The organism is Blastococcus haudaquaticus (genome assembly GCF_900230285.1).
GTDB lineage: Bacteria > Actinomycetota > Actinomycetes > Mycobacteriales > Geodermatophilaceae > Blastococcus_B > Blastococcus_B haudaquaticus.
Genome location: NZ_OCNK01000001.1, coordinates 784,966 through 800,529, shown reverse-complemented (window position 1 = coordinate 800,529; position 15,564 = coordinate 784,966). Strand labels below are relative to the sequence as shown.

Here is a 15,564-nt window from a genome sequence, read left to right as displayed (position 1 = left end):
TGGGACCTCCGAGTCGGGAGGCTGCGCCCGGTTGGACGCAACCCGGCCGCGCGCTGTGATATGCGTCGCGACCGGTCGGACGGTACGACGCCGCGAAGGTACTCGCGCGTTCAACACACGACCGAGACCGGCGCGTGACCGGCTCGTCCCGCAGGGCGGGAGCCGGACCGGCCCGTTCTTTCGGCCCTCCTGCAGGGGCCCGGCGCGAGCTTGCGAGCGATGGGGGGCAGGAGGGTCCTCTGACTAGGCTCGCGGCATGGCTTACGAGGTGAAGGGCGTCGTCGCCCGAGGCAAGGGTGCACCGGTCGGCATCGAGACGATCGTCGTCCCCGATCCAGGTCCGGGGGAGGCGGTCGTGGACGTGCAGGCGTGCGGCGTATGCCACACCGACCTGCACTACCGCGAAGGCGGGATCAACGACGACTTCCCCTTCCTGCTCGGGCACGAGGCGGCCGGGCTCGTCTCCGCCGTCGGCGAGGGCGTCACCAACGTGGCGGTCGGCGACTACGTGATCCTCAACTGGCGCGCGGTCTGCGGGCAGTGCCGCGCCTGCCTCAAGGGCGAGCCGCAGTACTGCTTCAACACCCACAACGCCGCGCAGAAGATGACGCTGACCGACGGCACCGAGCTGTCCCCGGCGCTCGGCATCGGCGCCTTCGCGGAGAAGACGCTGGTGCACTCCGGGCAGTGCACGAAGGTCGACCCGGCCGCGCCCCCGGCGTCCGCCGGTCTGCTCGGCTGCGGCGTCATGGCGGGCGTGGGGGCCGCGATCAACACCGGCGCGGTCCGCCGGGGCGAGAGCGTCGCGGTCTTCGGCTGCGGCGGCGTCGGTGACGCCGCGGTCGCCGGGGCCAAGCTGGCCGGGGCGACGACGATCATCGCCGTCGACATCTCCGACAAGAAGCTCGAGTGGGCCCGGCAGATGGGCGCCACCCACACGGTCAACTCGCAGGAGACCGACGCGGTCGAGGCGATCAAGGCGCTGACCGGCGGCTTCGGGGTCGACGTCGCGATCGACGCCGTCGGCCACCCCAAGGTCTTCGAGCAGGCGTTCTACGCCCGCGACCTCGCCGGGCGCGTGGTCATGGTCGGCGTCCCGACGCCGGACATGGAGATCACCCTGCCCGCCATCGAGATCTTCGGCCGCGGGGGCTCGATCAAGTCCTCCTGGTACGGCGACTGCCTGCCCAGCCGCGACTTCCCGATGCTCATCGACCTGTACCTGCAGGGCCGCTTCGACCTGGACGCGTTCGTGTCGGAGACGATCGGCCTGGAGGACGTCGAGGCGGCGTTCGAGAAGATGCACAAGGGCGAGGTCCTGCGCAGCGTCGTGGTGTTCGAGAAGTGACCGCGCGCATCGACAAGGTCGTCGTCAGCGGGGTCTTCAGCCTCGACGGGCAGGACTTCGACGTCGACAACAACGTCTGGCTGGTGGGGGACGACGACGAGGTGCTCGTCATCGACGCGCCGCACGACGCCGGCCCGATCCTCGAGGCGATCGGCGGCCGGAAGGTGGCGGCGATCGTGCTCACCCACGGGCACAACGACCACATCACCGCCGCGCCGGCCCTGCGGGAGGCGACCGGCGCGCCGATCTGGTTCAACCCGGCCGATCGGATGCTCTGGGACATGACCCATCCCGACGCGGAGCCCGATCGCGAGCTCACCGCCGGTGCCCGGTTCACCGTCGCCGGGACGTCGCTGCTCGCACTGCACACGCCGGGTCACTCCCCGGGGAGCACCTGCCTGCACGCCCCCGACCTGAACACGGTCTTCACCGGGGACACGCTGTTCTGCGGCGGCCCGGGCGCCACCGGCCGGTCGTTCAGCGACCACCCGACGATCGTGCGGTCGATCCGCGCCCAGCTGCTGAGCCTGCACGGCGACACGGTGGTGCGGACCGGCCACGGCGACGACACGACGATCGGCGCGGAGCTGGGGAACGTCCCGGCCCAGTAGCCCCTACTGCCCGCTCTCGTCGGTCCGCGGCGGAGGTCCGTCCTGCGGCTCGGCACCGGTGCGCTCGAGCCGCTGGCGGATGGACGCGACGTTGAGCGCGAGATCCTCGAGCGCCTCGACGGCGCGCGTGGCGAGCGCGAAGGTCAGGTTCTCCCGCTGTTCCTCGGCGCTGGGCTCGGGGCGGCGCCGCACGGGCGGGCGGGTCGCGTCCGCCCACGGCTCGTCGTCACGGCGGGGCTCGTCGAAGAGCTGCCGCAGCATCCGCTGCGCCATGTCGAGGAATTCGCGCGGGTCGGGACCGTTGGCTGCCATCCCGTGTCAACGCACCGCCGCCGACCGGAGTTCCGCGACCGACCGTCGTGCACGTGACCGGGGACACCCCGTTGCGGTAGGCCGGGTGGCGTCGCGCCGGTAGTCTCGGGGGGTGCCTCGCGGTGATGGACGGCTGACGCACGACCTCGACCCCCAGAATCCCGGTCCCCAGGACGCCTGCGGCGTCTTCGGTGTCTGGGCGCCGGGGGAGGAGGTCGCGAAGCTGACCTATTTCGGTCTGTACGCCCTCCAGCACCGCGGTCAGGAGGCGGCCGGGATCGCGGTGTCCGACGGCGCGTCGGTCGTGGTCTACAAGGACCTCGGCCTGGTCAGCCAGGTGTTCGACGAGCCGACGCTCGGCAGCCTCCGCGGCCACATCGCGGTGGGCCACACCCGCTACTCGACGACGGGTGCGTCGACGTGGGAGAACGCCCAGCCGACGTTCCGCACCACCTCGGCCGGCACCGGTCTGGCGCTCTGCCACAACGGCAACCTGGTGAACACCGCCGAGCTGGCCAGCAAGGCCGCCGACGCCGGCGTGCCCGGTGCGTTCGTCGCGACCAACGACTCCGATCTGGTGACGGCGCTCATCGCGGCCCGTCCCGACATCTCCGTCGAGGCGGCCGCCATGGAGGTGCTGCCCCAGCTGCGGGGCGCGTTCAGCTTCACGTTCATGGACGAGGACACCCTCTACGCCGCCCGCGACCCGCAGGGCGTCCGCCCGCTGGTGCTCGGCCGGCTGGAGCGCGGCTGGGTGGTCGCCAGCGAGACGGCGGCACTGGACATCGTCGGCGCCTCCGTCGTCCGCGAGGTCGAGCCCGGCGAGCTCATCGCGATCGACGAGAACGGGCTGCGCAGCCAGCACTTCGCCCATCCCGACCCCAAGGGCTGCGTCTTCGAGTACGTCTACCTCGCCCGCCCCGACACCACGATCTCCGGTCGCGGGGTGCACGCCGCGCGCGTCGAGATCGGCCGCCGGCTGGCGAAGGAGCACCCGGTCGAGGCCGACCTGGTGATCCCGGTTCCCGAGTCGGGCACCCCGGCCGCGGTCGGGTACGCCGAGGCGTCGGGCATCCCGTACGGACTGGGCCTGGTCAAGAACTCCTACGTCGGGCGCACGTTCATCCAGCCCAGCCAGACGATCCGGCAGCTGGGCATCCGGCTGAAGCTCAACCCGCTGCGCGACGTCATCCGTGGCAAGCGGCTGGTCGTCGTCGACGACTCGATCGTCCGCGGCAACACCCAGCGCGCCCTGATCCGCATGCTGCGCGAGTCCGGGGCCGTCGAGGTGCACGTCCGCATCGCCTCGCCGCCGGTCAAGTGGCCCTGCTTCTACGGCATCGACTTCGCCAGCCGCGCCGAGCTCGTGGCCAACGGCCTCGAGGTCGACGGCGTGCGCGCCTCGATCAACGCCGACTCCCTCGGCTACGTCTCCGAGCAGGGGCTGATCGCCGCCACCGAGCAGCCGGCGAACCGGCTGTGCACCGCGTGTTTCACGGGCCAGTACCCGATCCCCCTGGGCGAGTCCGAGGTGTTCGGCAAGCACGTGCTGGAGGGCATCGGCCGGACGCCGCTCCCGATGGTCTCGTCGACGTCGATGCCGCGCGCCGACGACCAGCGCTCGGTGAGCGGCTGGACCGGGCAGCAGGCCGGCAGCGCCAGCGTTCCCGGCGGGGCCGAGGACGCGCTCACCCGTCCATGAGCACCCCCTTCACCTACGCCGCCTCCGGCGTCGACATCGACGCCGGGGAGCGGGCCGTGACGCTGATGCGCGCCGCCGTCGAGAGGACCAACCGGCCGGAGGTGGTCGGTGGCCTCGGTGGATTCGCCGGTCTCTTCGCGCTGGACACCGCCAAGTACTCGAAGCCGCTGCTCGCCTCCTCGACCGACGGCGTCGGCACGAAGATCGCCCTGGCCCGGCAGCTCGACCGGCACGACACGGTCGGCATCGACCTGGTCGCGATGGTCGTCGACGACCTGGTCGCCTGCGGAGCGGAGCCGCTTTTCCTCCAGGACTACGTGGCCTGCGGCAAGGTCGTCCCCGAGCGGATCGCGGCGATCGTCACCGGCATCGCCGCGGGATGCACCCAAGCGGGTGCGGCCCTGGTGGGCGGGGAGACCGCCGAGCACGGCGACCTGATGGACGCCGACGAGTACGACCTCGCCGCGACCGCGGTCGGGGTCGTCGAGGCCGACGCGGTCCTGGGCCCCGAGCGGGTCGTCGAGGGTGACGTCGTCGTCGCGATGGCGTCGTCGGGCTTCCACTCCAACGGCTACTCGCTGGTGCGCCGGGTCGTGAGCGCTGCCGGGCTGGACCTGCACGCCACCCCCGCCGGCCTGGACCGGCCGCTCGGCGAGGAACTGCTCGAGCCGACCCGCATCTACGCCCGCGACTGCCTGGCGCTGGTCGAGGCGTTCGGCGTCGGGGACGTGCACGCCTTCGCCCACATCACGGGGGGCGGGCTGGCCAGCAACACCGCGCGCGTCGTGCCCGAGGGCCTCGAGGCGGTCCTCGACCGCGGCACGTGGGCGCTGCCCGCCGCGGTCCGGCTGATGGAGGAGCACGGCGTCCCGCGCGAGGAGTCCGAGCGGGCGTTCAACTGCGGCGTCGGCATGGTCGCCGCGGTGTCGCCGTCGGCGGCCGACGCCGTCGTCGCCCGGTTGAGCGCGGTAGGCGTCCCGGCCTGGGTCGCCGGCACGGTCGGGCAGCGCACCGGCGAGACCGCGGCGCGCCTCGAGGGCACCTACCGCTGAGCGCACGAGGACACCGCGGTTCCCGGAGGAACCGCGGTGCTCCGGATCAGACGCTGAGGGTCAGCGGGTCAACGCGGGCTGGCAGCCCAGTCGTCGTCCGCGTCGTCGTCCGCCCACTTGTCGGCGTACTCGTCGTCGTCATCATCGTCGTCCTTGGCCCGCGGAGGGGCGGTGTAGGACGTCGGTGCACCGGTGAGCTCCTTCTGCAGAGCAGAAAGATCGGTGTTGGGTGAGCTGTACTTGAGCTCACGGGCCACGCGTGTCTGCTTGGCCTTCGCTCGGCCGCGCCCCATCGGCTCGACCCCCTCGCTACGGAGTACGGAAGTCCAGCCCCCGGGCTGGAACGGCCCGCGCGGCGACCCCGACTGAGTGACTATGTCCTGAGCAACCTTACGACACGGATCCGCGACGGGCACACGTCCCTCCCCCCGAGGGGCCGTGGCCCCGTCCGAGGCGCCGCCCCGAGCGTGCGAGGGGTGGGGAGGACGGGGTCCTTCCTCAGCGGGGCAGGCGGATGGTGGCCAGCCGGCCGACCGACCGCATGCGCTCCTCCGCGAGCCGGTCGGCGGCGACGGCGGGGGACACGCCCTCGTCGTCGGCGGCCCGGAAGACCCGCAGGGCGACGTCGAAGATCCCCTCGGCCCTGGCCTTCGCCCGGGGGAACGAGAACCCGTGCCGCTCGTCCTCGACCTGGATGACGCCGCCGGCGTTCACCAGGTAGTCGGGCGCGTAGAGAATGCCCCGACCGCGGAGCTGCTCGGCGACGTCCGGGGTCGCCAACTGGTTGTTCGCCCCGCCACACACGATGCGGGCCGGAAGGGCCGCGACGGTCTCGGCGTCCAGGGCCCCGCCCAGGGCGTTGGGGGAGTACACGTCGTGCGGCGTGCGGACCAGCGTGACGGTGTCGGGCACGGCCGTCACCGCGGGATGCCGGGACCGCACCCGCTCGACGGCTGCCGGGTCCACGTCGGTGACGAGGACGTCGGCCCCGTCCTCGACCAGGTGGCCGATCAGGTGCGAGCCGACCTTCCCGGCGCCGGCCACGGCCACCGTCCGCCCGGCCAGGGACCGCGAGCCCCAGCAGTGCTCCGCGGCAGCCTGCATGCCCAGGAAGACGCCGTAGGCGGTGAGGACCGACGAGTCGCCGCAGCCGCCGTAGGCCTCGGAGCGGCCGTGGGCGAACCGGGTCTCGCGGGCGACCACGTCGAGGTCGGCGTTGTAGGTGCCGACGTCGCACGCGGTCAGGTAGCGCCCGCCGAGGGCCTCGACGAACCGGCCGTAGGCGCGCAGCAGCGCCTCCGTCTTGTCGGTCGTCGGGTCGCCGATGATCACGGCCTTGCCGCCCCCGAGGTCGAGCCCGGCGAGGCTGTTCTTGTACGACATCGCCGCCGAGAGCCGCAGGGCGTCGGCGACCGCAGCCTCCTCGCTGGCGTACGGGTAGAAGCGGGTGCCGCCGAGGGCGGGGCCGAGAGCCGTGGAGTGGATGGCGACGACCGCCTTCAGCCCCGACTCCGCATCGCTGCAGAAGACGACCTGTTCGTGACCCGCCCTCAGTATCTCCACGCCTGGAGGGTAGATCGCCCCGTGACGCTTCCCTCGTCCGAAGGGGAAGTCCGTGGGTCACCGGCTTCCTCGATCACCTGCGGGGCATGATTCCCCTGGACAGGCGGGGGCGAAGGAGCCCCCGCGAGCACAGGAGGACTCCCATGCCCCGACCCCGCCGTTCCTCGGCGATCGCTCTGCTCTCGATCGTGGTGGCGGCACCGCTCGTCCTCGCCGCGTGCACGACGGAAGGCGGCGACTCGGGTGGGTCGGGCGGGAGCGGCGGCTCGAGCGGCGACGGCGGCGGCAGCGACCTCAGCTTCGCCGTCATCACCCACGGCTCCGCCGGCGACGCCTTCTGGGACGTCGTCCAGAACGGGGCCGAGGCCGCGGGCGAGGACCTCGGGATCTCCGTCGACTACCAGAGCGACGGCGACCCGCAGCGGCAGGCGCAGCTGATCGACGCCGCGGTCAACCAGGACGTCGACGGCATCGTGGTCTCGATGGCCAACCCCGACGCTCTCCAGGACTCCGTCGAGGCGGCCGTGGAGGCGGGCATCCCGGTCGTGTCCATCAACTCCGGGGGCGACCGGTCGGCCGCGTTCGGGGCCATCGGCCACGTCGGCCAGGACGAGGCCATCGCCGGTCGGGGCGCCGGGGCCGAGCTGGCCTCCGGTGGTGCCACCAACGTGCTGTGCGTCATGCACGAGGCCGGCAACATCGGGCTGGAGCAGCGCTGCTCGGGTGCCGCGCAGGGGCTCGGCAGCGACGTCACCCCGGTGCAGATCGACATCAACGACCTGCAGGGCGCCCAGTCGACGATCGCCTCGCAGCTCCAGGCCGACCCGACCATCGACGCCGTGCTCACGCTGAACTCCGCGGTCGCCGCGGTGGCGGTCGAGGCGGCCACCGACGCCGGGTCGGAGGCGCAGGTCGCCACGTTCGACCTCGACCAGGACGTCATCAGCGGCATCCAGGCCGGCGACATCGCCTTCGCCGTCGACCAGCAGCAGTACGAGCAGGGCTACCTGCCGATCGTGATGCTCAAGCTTTACGTGCAGAACCTCAACACCGTCGGCGGCGGCCAGCCGGTGCTCACCGGGCCGGGGATCGTCGACGAGAGCAACGTCGACGAGATCGCCGACCTGGCCTCGGCCGGCACGCGCTGAGTACGCGGGAGGACACCGCCGGGGCGCCGCGGACCCCGGCCGAACGGCGGGCCGACGAGCGGCTCGCCGCCACCGGCCCGCTGCGCCGGCTGCTGGTCAAGCCCGAGCTCGGTGCGCTGATCGGCGCGGTCGTCGTGTTCGCGTTCTTCGCCGTCCAGTCGGAGGTGTTCCGCTCACCGCGGGGCATCGCCAACTGGCTGGACCCCGCCTCGACGCTGGGGATCATGGCCGTCGCGGTCGCTCTCCTGATGATCGGTGGGCACTTCGACCTCTCGGCCGGGGTGATGACCGGGACGACGGCGCTGACCGTGGGCATCGTCGCCGTGGAGTTCGGCCAGAACATCTGGGTCGCCATCGGCGTCTCGCTGGCCCTGGCGCTGGCCATCGGCTTCTTCAACGGCTGGCTGGTCACGCGGACCGGCCTGCCCAGCTTCATCATCACGCTGGGCACGTTCCTGATGCTGCAGGGCCTGAACCTGGGGCTGACCAAGTTCTTCACCGACACGGTCACGGTCGGCGGCATCGACGACGCCCCCGGGTACGCGGCCGCCGAGTGGCTGTTCGCGTCCCGGCTGAGCATCGCCGGCACCGAGTTCCGCGTGGCGATCCTCTGGTGGGTGCTGTTCACCGTGCTCGCCACCTGGGTGCTGCTGCGCACCCGCTTCGGCAACTGGGTGTTCGCGACCGGCGGGGACGAGGTGGCCGCGCGCAACGTGGGCGTGCCGGCGCGGCGCACCACCATCACCCTGTTCATGACGACGGCGACGGCGGCCTGGTTCGTCGGAGTCACGCTCGCCGTGCGCCTCACCTCGGTGCAGGCGAACACCGGTATCGGCCAGGAGCTCATCTTCATCGTGGCCGCCGTGATCGGCGGGTGCCTCCTCACCGGCGGCTTCGGCTCGGCGATCGGCGCCTCGCTCGGGGCGCTGATCTTCGGCATGACGCAGCTGGGCATCCCGTACCTGCGCTGGGACGCCGACTGGTTCTACTTCTTCCTCGGCGCGATGCTGCTGCTCGCCGTGCTGGCCAACCGGCTGGTCCGCCGCTACGCAGAGGCGGCGAGACGATGACTTCCCCACCCACCCCACCGATGACTTCCCCACCCACCCCGCCGATGACGCCCCCACCCAGCCCACCGACGACGGGGGACACCGGCGTGCCCCTGCTCGAGCTGCGCGACGTCGGCAAGGACTACGGCTCGGTGATCGCCCTCGACGGCATCACCAGCACGGTGCGGGCCGGCGAGGTGACCTGCGTGCTCGGCGACAACGGCGCCGGGAAGTCCACGCTGATCAAGATCCTCTCCGGCGTCCACCGGGCCGACCGCGGCGAGATGCTGCTCGACGGACAGGTGGTGTCCTTCGGCGCTCCGCGCGAGGCGCTCGACGCGGGCATCGCGACCGTCTACCAGGACCTGGCGATGATCCCGCTGATGGCCATCTGGCGGAACTTCTTCCTCGGGGCGGAACCCACCCGGGGCCGGGGCCCCTTCCGTCGGTTCGACGCCGCGCAGGCACGGGAGACCACCCGACTGGCCCTGCAGGAGATGGGCATCGACATCCGCGACCCCGACCAGCCGGTCGGCACGCTGTCGGGCGGCGAGCGCCAGTCGGTGGCCATCGCGCGCGCGGTGCACTTCGGGGCGCGGGTGCTGATCCTGGACGAACCGACGTCGGCACTGGGGGTCAAGCAGGCGGGGGTGGTCCTCCGCTACGTCGCCCAGGCGCGCGACCGCGGGGTGGGCGTCGTCCTGATCACGCACAACCCGCACCACGCCTATCCGGTGGGCGACCGGTTCCTGCTGCTGAACCGTGGCCGTAGCCTCGGCTCCTTCGCCAAGGGCGAGGTGGACCGCGACGAGCTCACCCGCCTGATGGCCGGCGGTGCGGAGCTGGACCAGCTCGCGCACGAGCTGGAGCGGCCGACGTCCTGACCCCAGTGTCGACATACCGACAGTGGCGCGACGGTCACTGACCGTTCTCGTTGCAGTGTGTCAACCGTTCCGCGTGTTGCCTTTGTGACTCATGGTGATGCTGCGACTCTCGCTGGGCATCGACGCCTGCCTTCGATGCCCACCCTCTTCCCCAGGGAGCGAGTCATGTTCCAGCGCCGTCCGTCCGGACCGGCGACTCCGGCGGTCCCCGGGAGCTCTCGCTCCCGTCGGCCGGTCGCGGGCCGCCCGGCCCGTCCCGCCCGTGCCGTCCTCGTCACCGTCCTGACCGGCGCCGTGCTGAGCGGGCTGCTCCTCGGCACGGCCGGCCCCTCCGTCGCCGCCCCACCGCCGCCGCCCAACCCGACCGACGGCCAGCTGGGTGCCGCGCGGGCCCAGCAAGACGCCGCCGCGGCGGAGGTGGGCCGGATCGCCGCGCTCGTCGCCAGCGCGGAGGCCGAGCTGGAGCGCGTCGGGCACCTCGCCGAGGCCGCCGGCACCGCCTACCTGCAGGCCGAGGAGGCCCTCCTGCAGGCGCAGGAGGCCGCGGACGTCGCCGCTGCCCAGCTGCAGGAGGCCGCCGTCGCGGTCTCGGCGGCGGAGGCGCGCATCGCGCTCTTCTCCCGGGACAGCTACATGCAGGGCCCGAAGCTGAGCACGACGGCGGCCCTCCTGGACTCCGCCGGCCCCGGCGAGCTCATCCAGCGCGCCGCGATGCTCGACTACGTGGCCGACAACCAGCTCGACGTGCTGGGCGAGCTCGAGGTGGCGAAGGTCCGTCAGGCCAACGCCGACTCCGCCGCCCGCGCCGCGCGGGACGAGATGGCCGCGGCCGAGGACGCCGCCGAGGCCGCCAAGGAAGAGGCCGACCAGCAGCTGGCCGCCCAGCAGGGTGCCTACGAGCAGGTGGCCGTGCAGAAGGCCGGCTACGAGGCGCAGCTGCAGGCCGCCCAGATCCAGTTGCTCCAGCTGCAGGGCGCGCGCGACGCCTTCCAGCAGTGGGACAGCCAGCGCCGGGCGGAGGAGGAGGCTGCGGCCCGCGCCGCGGCCGCTGCCGCCGCCCGCGCCGCCCAGGAGGCGGCCGCCGTGCGCGGAGGAGGCGGCTCGTCGGGTGGTGGCGGCTCCTCGGGAGGCGGCGGGGTCTCCGGCGGCGGCTCGGGCGCGTACGTCTTCCCCACGTCCGGCCGGATCTCCAGCTGCTTCGGCGTCCGGTGGGGCGCGCTGCACGGCGGGGTCGACGTCGCGGCCCCCATCGGCACGCCGATCTACGCGGCCACTTCCGGCGTCGTCGTCCGCAGCGGTCCGGCGACCGGCTTCGGGCTGGCGCTCTACATCCGCGGGAACGACGGGGCCGTCACCGTGTACGGCCACGTCAACCGGGAGTTCGTGAGCGCCGGTGACCGGGTGGACGCCGGCGAACGGATTGCCGAGGTCGGCAACCGGGGCCAGTCCACCGGCCCGCACCTGCACTTCGAGGTGCACCCCAACGGCCAGCTGCACAGCGGGCACGTCAACCCCATGCCCTGGCTCCGCGCCCGCGGGGTCGGCGTCTCGGGCTGCTGAGGGGAAGGACCCCTCCCGCTCCGAGCGGGCCCCGTGCGGGGGCCCGCTCGGGATCAGCTGGTCGGAGCCGCGGGGTCGGTGGCGTCGGTGCCGATGCCGCACTCCTCGCTCAGGTAGGTGTCGACGTTCGTGAACGCCTCGCCGAATCCGGCCTGCAGCCCGGCGATCTCCTGCTGGAACCCGGCCACGGCGTTCGGGTCGTTGAAGTCCACCGCGCTCGCCGCCTCCGCGACCTGCTCGATCCCGTCGCCGAACGTGGTCCAGTCCGCCTCCAGCTCGGCGGGCGGCTCGATCTCGCGGATCTGCTCCGCCGCGGCCGAGAGCACCGTGGGCAGCGTGTTCGGGTCGGACTGGCCGGTGAACGTGGAGCTGATCTGCTCCTGCAGGTCGGCGGCCTCCGTGCAGAACTCCGAGTCGGATGCGCCGGCCGAGGTCTCGGCCGCGCTCGAGCTCGCCTCGCTGGACTCCGAGGACGCCGCGTCCTCGCCGTCGGAGCCGCCGCAGGCGGTGAGCAGGACGACGGCGGCGGCGAGGGAGAGCCCGCTGCGGCACACGGTGAGGGATCGACGCATGAGCGCGAGGCTAACCGCCGGATGCGACGCCGCGCAGCGGCACGGGTTAGCGTGCCGGGCGTGGACGCCCCGGCCGACCCGCGCGCGACGTGGGGACTTCCCGTCCCCGGGGAGCTCCCGCGGACGGCCGACCTGGAGCCCCTGGTCACTCGCGTCCTGGCACCGAACCCGTCCGGCATGACGCTCGACGGCACCAACACCTACGTCGTCGGGGCGCCCGGCAGCGGCCAGGCGGTCCTCGTCGACCCGGGGCCGGACGACCCGGCGCACCTGGCCGCGGTCGAGACGGCGCTCGCGGCGCGGGACGCCCGCTGCGTCGCGGTCCTGGTCACCCACCACCACGGGGACCATGCCGAGGCGGCCCTGCCCTGGGGAGCGCACTTCGGCGCCCCGGTCGCCGCGGGCGACGCCACCGTGGCCGGCGCGGACGGGCGGGTCCTCGACCACGGGGCGCGCCTGGACCTGGCGGGCACGACGATCGGCGTCGTCGCCACCCCCGGGCACACCCGCGACCACCTCGCCTTCCGGCTGGAGTCGGGGGCCGTGCTCGTCGGGGACCACGTCCTCGGCCGCGGGACCTCGGTGGTCACCCACCCGGAGGGGGACGTCGTCGCCTACCTGGAGTCCCTCCGACGGGTCCACGACCTCGGCCCCAGCGCCCTCTACTGCGGGCACGGGCCGGAGCTGACCGAGGACCCGGGCGCGGTCCTGGAGTACTACCTCGCGCACCGCGCCTTCCGGGAGCACCAGCTGCTGACGGCACTCGCGGGCGGGGCGCGGACCGTCGAGGAGCTCGTCGCCACCGTCTACGCCGAGGTCCCGCAGCGGCTGTGGCCGGCCGCGACGCAGTCGACCCGGGCGACGCTCGCCAAGCTGCAGGGGGAGGGGCGGATCGAGACCGCGACGGGCGACGCGGTCCGCCTGGCATGAGCGACGTCCCCGTCCTCGCTGCCGCCGACAGCGAGCGGGACCAGCGGCGGGCCGCCGCCGCGCTGGCCGGCTCGGGCGTGCGCCCCGGGGACCGGTTGCTGGTCTCCGCGGCCGCTTCGCCCGCCCTGCTGGCGGTGGTCCTCGGCGCGCTGCGCACCGGCGTCGTGCCCGTGGTCCTGGATTCGGGGCTCCCGGCGTCCGAGCGGGCTGCCCTGGCCGAGGACGCCGACCCCGCCCTCGACGTCGGCACGGAACCGGGCCGGCTGCTCACCGGGACCGACGAGGTGGAGCTGGCCGACGTGCCCCTGGCCCGCCCCATGCACTACACGTCCGGGACGACGGGACGGCGCAAGGGCGTCTGGTCGGGCGTCCTGGCCGAGGACGACGCCCGCGCGCTCGCCGCGGAGGAGATCGCCCTCTGGGACTTCGGGCCGCACGACCGGCACCTCGTGCTCTCGCCGCTGCACCACAGCGCGCCGCTGCGGTTCGCGATCCACACGCTGCTGGCCGGCGGCGAGGTGCTGCTGCCGGGGCCCTTCGACGTCGCCCGCGCGGCCGAGGCGATCACGACCCTCCGCCCGACGACGACGTTCTGCGTGCCCACCCATCTGCAGCGGCTGCTCTCCCATGGCCGTACCGCAGCCCACCCGGTGGACTGGTCCTCCTTCCGGCGTCTCGTGCACGCCGGCGCGCCCTGCCCGGCCCCGCTCAAGCACGCCGTCCTGGAGGCCCTCCCCGACGGCAGCGTGTGGGAGTTCTACGGCTCCACCGAGGCCCAGTTCACCGTGTGCCCGCCGGAGGACTGGCTCGCGCACCCCGGCAGCGTCGGCCGGGCGCGCCCCGGTCGCCGGCTGGAGACCGACGACAGCGGTCAGCTGTGGTGCGCGGTGCCGCCGTGGGCGCGGTTCGAGTACTGGCGGGCGCCCGAGAAGACCGCGGCCGCGTGGCGCGGCGACCTGGTCACCGTCGGCGACCTGGGCCGGGTGGACGACGACGGCGTGGTGTGGCTCGACGGCCGGCGCGAGGACCTCGTCATTTCCGGGGGCGTGAACGTCTACCCCGCCGAGGTCGAGGCCGTGCTGGACGCGCATCCGGACGTGGTCGAGAGCGCGGTGTTCGGCGTCCCGGACGACGACTGGGGTCAGCGCGTGGTGGCCGCCTACGTCGGCACCGCCGATCCGGCGGAGCTGGCGGCGTGGGCCCGGGAGCGGCTGGCCGGGTCCAAACGGCCCAAGGCGCTGCACCCGCTGGCGGAGCTGCCCCGCACCTCGACCGGCAAGGTGCGCCGGCTGGACCTGCCCGGGGTGCTGGGCCTGGCCGGTGGCTGAGGACTGGGACGTCGTCGTCGTCGGGGCGGGCACGTCGGGCTGCGCGCTGGCCGCCCGGCTCGCCGATACCGGCCGGCGGGTGCTGCTGCTCGAGGCCGGCGCCGACCACCGGGAACCGGCCGACTTCCCGGCCGAGCTTCGGGACGCCGCGACGATGCGCGCGGCGGCGCCCGGGCACGAGGCGAACTGGGACGTCCCGGTGGAGCTGTTCCCGGGTCGGGTCGTGGGCGTCCCGCGCGGGCGGGTCGTCGGCGGCTCCAGCGCCCTCAACGCCTGCTCCTTCATCCGCGCCACCCGTGCCGACCTCGACGGCTGGGCGGCCGCCGGGAACGACCTGTGGTCCTTCGACGCCGTCCTGCCCGCCTTCCGCCGGCTCGAGGCCGACGCGGACTTCGGCGACCGCCCCGGCCACGGGGCGGACGGTCCGGTCCCGGTCCGGCGCCCGGGGGAGGGGCACCCCCTGGCCGACGCCTTCGCGGCCGCGGCCGGCGAGCAGGGGCACGCCGCCGAGCCGGACAAGAACGCCGACGGCCCGCCGGGCTACGGGCCGGTACCGCTCAACGTGGCCGGCGGCATGCGGGTGAACACCGCCATGGCCTACCTCTCGCCCCGCCGCGGTCTGCCGGGGCTGACCGTGCGCGGCGGGGTCACCGTGCACCGGGTGGTGGTGGAGGGCGGCCGCGCCGTGGGCGTACGGACCGCCGACGGCACCGTCCGCGCCGCGGAGGTGGTGCTGGCGGCCGGTGCGGTGGGGTCGCCGTCCCTGCTGCTCCGCTCGGGCATCGGCCCCGCGGACGACCTCCGCGCCGCCGGCCTGCCCGTCGTGGCCGACGTCCCGGGAGTGGGCGCCGGCGCGTCTGACCACCCGCAGGTCTACGTGCCGTTCCGCCCGCTCCGGCCGCTGCCCGCCGGGCTGCCCCTGCACGGCGTCCTGCACGCGACCTCGCAAGGGGCGACGGCGCCGGGGGACCTGGAGGTCCTGCCGTGGCTCACGCCGTTCAGCCGGATCACCGGCGCCCCGGCCGGCCCGCACCAGGACGAACTGCTCGTCGGGGTGGGCCTGCAGCGCGAGGACAGCCGGGGACGGGTGTCCCTCGCCCCCGACGGGCGGATCCGCCTGGAGCACCGGTACCTGAGCGAGGAGGCCGACCGGCGGCGGCTGCGCGAGGGCGTGCGGCTGGCCGTGGCGCTCCTGCGCAGTCCGGCGCTCGCGCCGATGCTCGCTCCGGGCAGCGGGCTCCCCGGACCGGTGCTGGACGCCGACGAGGCGCTCGACGGCTGGATCCGGGAACGCCTGACCACCGCCGTGCACCTCGCCGGCACCGCCCGCATGGGCCGGGACGAGGACGGGACAGCGGTGGTGGACCAGCACCTGCGGGTCCGCGGAGTGGCCGGGCTGCGGGTCGTCGACACCTCCGTCATGCCCCAGGTGACCTCGCGCGGGCCGGCGGCGACCGCGGTGATGCTGGGCGAGCGGGCCGCGGAGCTCATGACGGCGACCTGAC

The 15,564-nt window shown here is 73.9% G+C and carries 15 protein-coding genes; 11 read left to right on the top strand and 4 right to left on the bottom strand.

The window, feature by feature from the left end:
• Window positions 1-256: 256 nt before the first annotated feature.
• Window positions 257-1,348, top strand: a complete 1,092-nt coding sequence (locus tag CRP30_RS03960) for an S-(hydroxymethyl)mycothiol dehydrogenase (protein WP_097182605.1) — start codon at window positions 257-259, stop codon at window positions 1,346-1,348.
• Window positions 1,345-1,959: an MBL fold metallo-hydrolase gene (locus CRP30_RS03955; protein WP_097182604.1), complete on the top strand. Its 615-nt coding sequence runs from the start codon at window positions 1,345-1,347 to the stop codon at window positions 1,957-1,959. The genes CRP30_RS03960 and CRP30_RS03955 overlap by 4 nt, the downstream gene beginning before the upstream one ends.
• A gap of 3 nt (window positions 1,960-1,962) precedes the next feature.
• On the opposite strand, the gene CRP30_RS03950 is transcribed toward CRP30_RS03955, so the two are convergent.
• Entirely contained in the window at window positions 1,963-2,271 is a 309-nt protein-coding gene (locus CRP30_RS03950; protein ID WP_097182603.1) for a hypothetical protein, read from the bottom strand.
• Between the two features lie 112 nt (window positions 2,272-2,383).
• On the opposite strand from CRP30_RS03950, the gene purF reads away from it, so the two are divergent.
• Window positions 2,384-3,973 carry an amidophosphoribosyltransferase gene (purF, locus tag CRP30_RS03945; protein WP_097182602.1) on the top strand — a complete coding sequence of 530 codons (1,590 nt, stop codon included), beginning with the start codon at window positions 2,384-2,386 and terminating at the stop codon, window positions 3,971-3,973.
• Window positions 3,970-5,025, top strand: coding sequence for a phosphoribosylformylglycinamidine cyclo-ligase (gene purM / locus CRP30_RS03940; RefSeq protein WP_097182601.1), 1,056 nt, complete (start codon window positions 3,970-3,972; stop codon window positions 5,023-5,025). Before purF ends, purM begins: the two co-directional genes overlap by 4 nt.
• 68 nt (window positions 5,026-5,093) lie before the next feature.
• On the opposite strand, the gene CRP30_RS03935 is transcribed toward purM, so the two are convergent.
• Window positions 5,094-5,318 (bottom strand): DUF3073 domain-containing protein, encoded by a 225-nt coding sequence (locus tag CRP30_RS03935; RefSeq protein ID WP_097182600.1) that lies wholly within the window; start codon window positions 5,316-5,318, stop codon window positions 5,094-5,096.
• Between the two features lie 205 nt (window positions 5,319-5,523).
• Window positions 5,524-6,588, bottom strand: coding sequence for a Glu/Leu/Phe/Val family dehydrogenase (locus CRP30_RS03930; RefSeq protein WP_097182599.1), 1,065 nt, complete (start codon window positions 6,586-6,588; stop codon window positions 5,524-5,526).
• A 143-nt stretch (window positions 6,589-6,731) separates the two neighbouring features.
• On the opposite strand from CRP30_RS03930, the gene CRP30_RS03925 reads away from it, so the two are divergent.
• From CRP30_RS03925 to CRP30_RS03910, 4 genes are all read left to right on the top strand, one after another.
• Window positions 6,732-7,736 (top strand): sugar ABC transporter substrate-binding protein, encoded by a 1,005-nt coding sequence (locus tag CRP30_RS03925; RefSeq protein WP_097182598.1) that lies wholly within the window; start codon window positions 6,732-6,734, stop codon window positions 7,734-7,736.
• A gap of 134 nt (window positions 7,737-7,870) precedes the next feature.
• Window positions 7,871-8,806 (top strand): ABC transporter permease, encoded by a 936-nt coding sequence (locus CRP30_RS03920; protein ID WP_235003150.1) that lies wholly within the window; start codon window positions 7,871-7,873, stop codon window positions 8,804-8,806.
• A 20-nt stretch (window positions 8,807-8,826) separates the two neighbouring features.
• The gene (locus tag CRP30_RS03915; RefSeq protein ID WP_235003149.1) at window positions 8,827-9,669 is read left to right on the top strand and encodes an ATP-binding cassette domain-containing protein; all 843 of its coding nucleotides are present in this window, start codon (window positions 8,827-8,829) and stop codon (window positions 9,667-9,669) included.
• A gap of 165 nt (window positions 9,670-9,834) precedes the next feature.
• Window positions 9,835-11,229, top strand: coding sequence for a M23 family metallopeptidase (locus CRP30_RS03910; protein ID WP_097182596.1), 1,395 nt, complete (start codon window positions 9,835-9,837; stop codon window positions 11,227-11,229).
• Window positions 11,230-11,282: 53 nt separating this feature from the next.
• Here the strand turns inward: CRP30_RS03910 and CRP30_RS03905 are convergent, their stop codons facing one another.
• Window positions 11,283-11,801 carry a hypothetical protein gene (locus CRP30_RS03905; RefSeq protein ID WP_143278394.1) on the bottom strand — a complete coding sequence of 173 codons (519 nt, stop codon included), beginning with the start codon at window positions 11,799-11,801 and terminating at the stop codon, window positions 11,283-11,285.
• A 60-nt stretch (window positions 11,802-11,861) separates the two neighbouring features.
• Between CRP30_RS03905 and CRP30_RS03900 the strand changes: the two genes are divergently transcribed.
• The 3 genes from CRP30_RS03900 to mftG are packed head-to-tail and all read left to right on the top strand — an operon-like array spanning window position 11,862 to window position 15,563.
• A complete protein-coding gene (locus CRP30_RS03900; RefSeq protein WP_097183116.1) occupies window positions 11,862-12,731 on the top strand; it encodes an MBL fold metallo-hydrolase in 870 nt (289 codons plus the stop codon).
• Entirely contained in the window at window positions 12,728-14,059 is a 1,332-nt protein-coding gene (locus CRP30_RS03895; protein ID WP_097182594.1) for a class I adenylate-forming enzyme family protein, read from the top strand. The genes CRP30_RS03900 and CRP30_RS03895 overlap by 4 nt, the downstream gene beginning before the upstream one ends.
• Window positions 14,052-15,563 carry a mycofactocin dehydrogenase MftG gene (gene mftG, locus CRP30_RS03890; RefSeq protein WP_097182593.1) on the top strand — a complete coding sequence of 504 codons (1,512 nt, stop codon included), beginning with the start codon at window positions 14,052-14,054 and terminating at the stop codon, window positions 15,561-15,563. The genes CRP30_RS03895 and mftG overlap by 8 nt, the downstream gene beginning before the upstream one ends.
• The last annotated feature ends 1 nt before the right edge of the window (window position 15,564 follow it).

What these genes read in the sequence shown, in the direction of transcription:
- CRP30_RS03895 (WP_097182594.1), top strand. Translation starts at nt 12,728, where the DNA reads ATGAGCGACGTCCCCGTCCTCGCTGCCGCCGACAGCGAGCGGGACCAG.
- CRP30_RS03915 (WP_235003149.1), top strand. Translation starts at nt 8,827, where the DNA reads ATGACTTCCCCACCCACCCCGCCGATGACGCCCCCACCCAGCCCACCG.
- CRP30_RS03950 (WP_097182603.1), bottom strand. Translation starts at nt 2,271, where the DNA reads ATGGCAGCCAACGGTCCCGACCCGCGCGAATTCCTCGACATGGCGCAG.
- CRP30_RS03960 (WP_097182605.1), top strand. Translation starts at nt 257, where the DNA reads ATGGCTTACGAGGTGAAGGGCGTCGTCGCCCGAGGCAAGGGTGCACCG.
- purM (WP_097182601.1), top strand. Translation starts at nt 3,970, where the DNA reads ATGAGCACCCCCTTCACCTACGCCGCCTCCGGCGTCGACATCGACGCC.
- CRP30_RS03905 (WP_143278394.1), bottom strand. Translation starts at nt 11,801, where the DNA reads ATGCGTCGATCCCTCACCGTGTGCCGCAGCGGGCTCTCCCTCGCCGCC.
- CRP30_RS03910 (WP_097182596.1), top strand. Translation starts at nt 9,835, where the DNA reads ATGTTCCAGCGCCGTCCGTCCGGACCGGCGACTCCGGCGGTCCCCGGG.
- CRP30_RS03935 (WP_097182600.1), bottom strand. Translation starts at nt 5,318, where the DNA reads ATGGGGCGCGGCCGAGCGAAGGCCAAGCAGACACGCGTGGCCCGTGAG.
- CRP30_RS03925 (WP_097182598.1), top strand. Translation starts at nt 6,732, where the DNA reads ATGCCCCGACCCCGCCGTTCCTCGGCGATCGCTCTGCTCTCGATCGTG.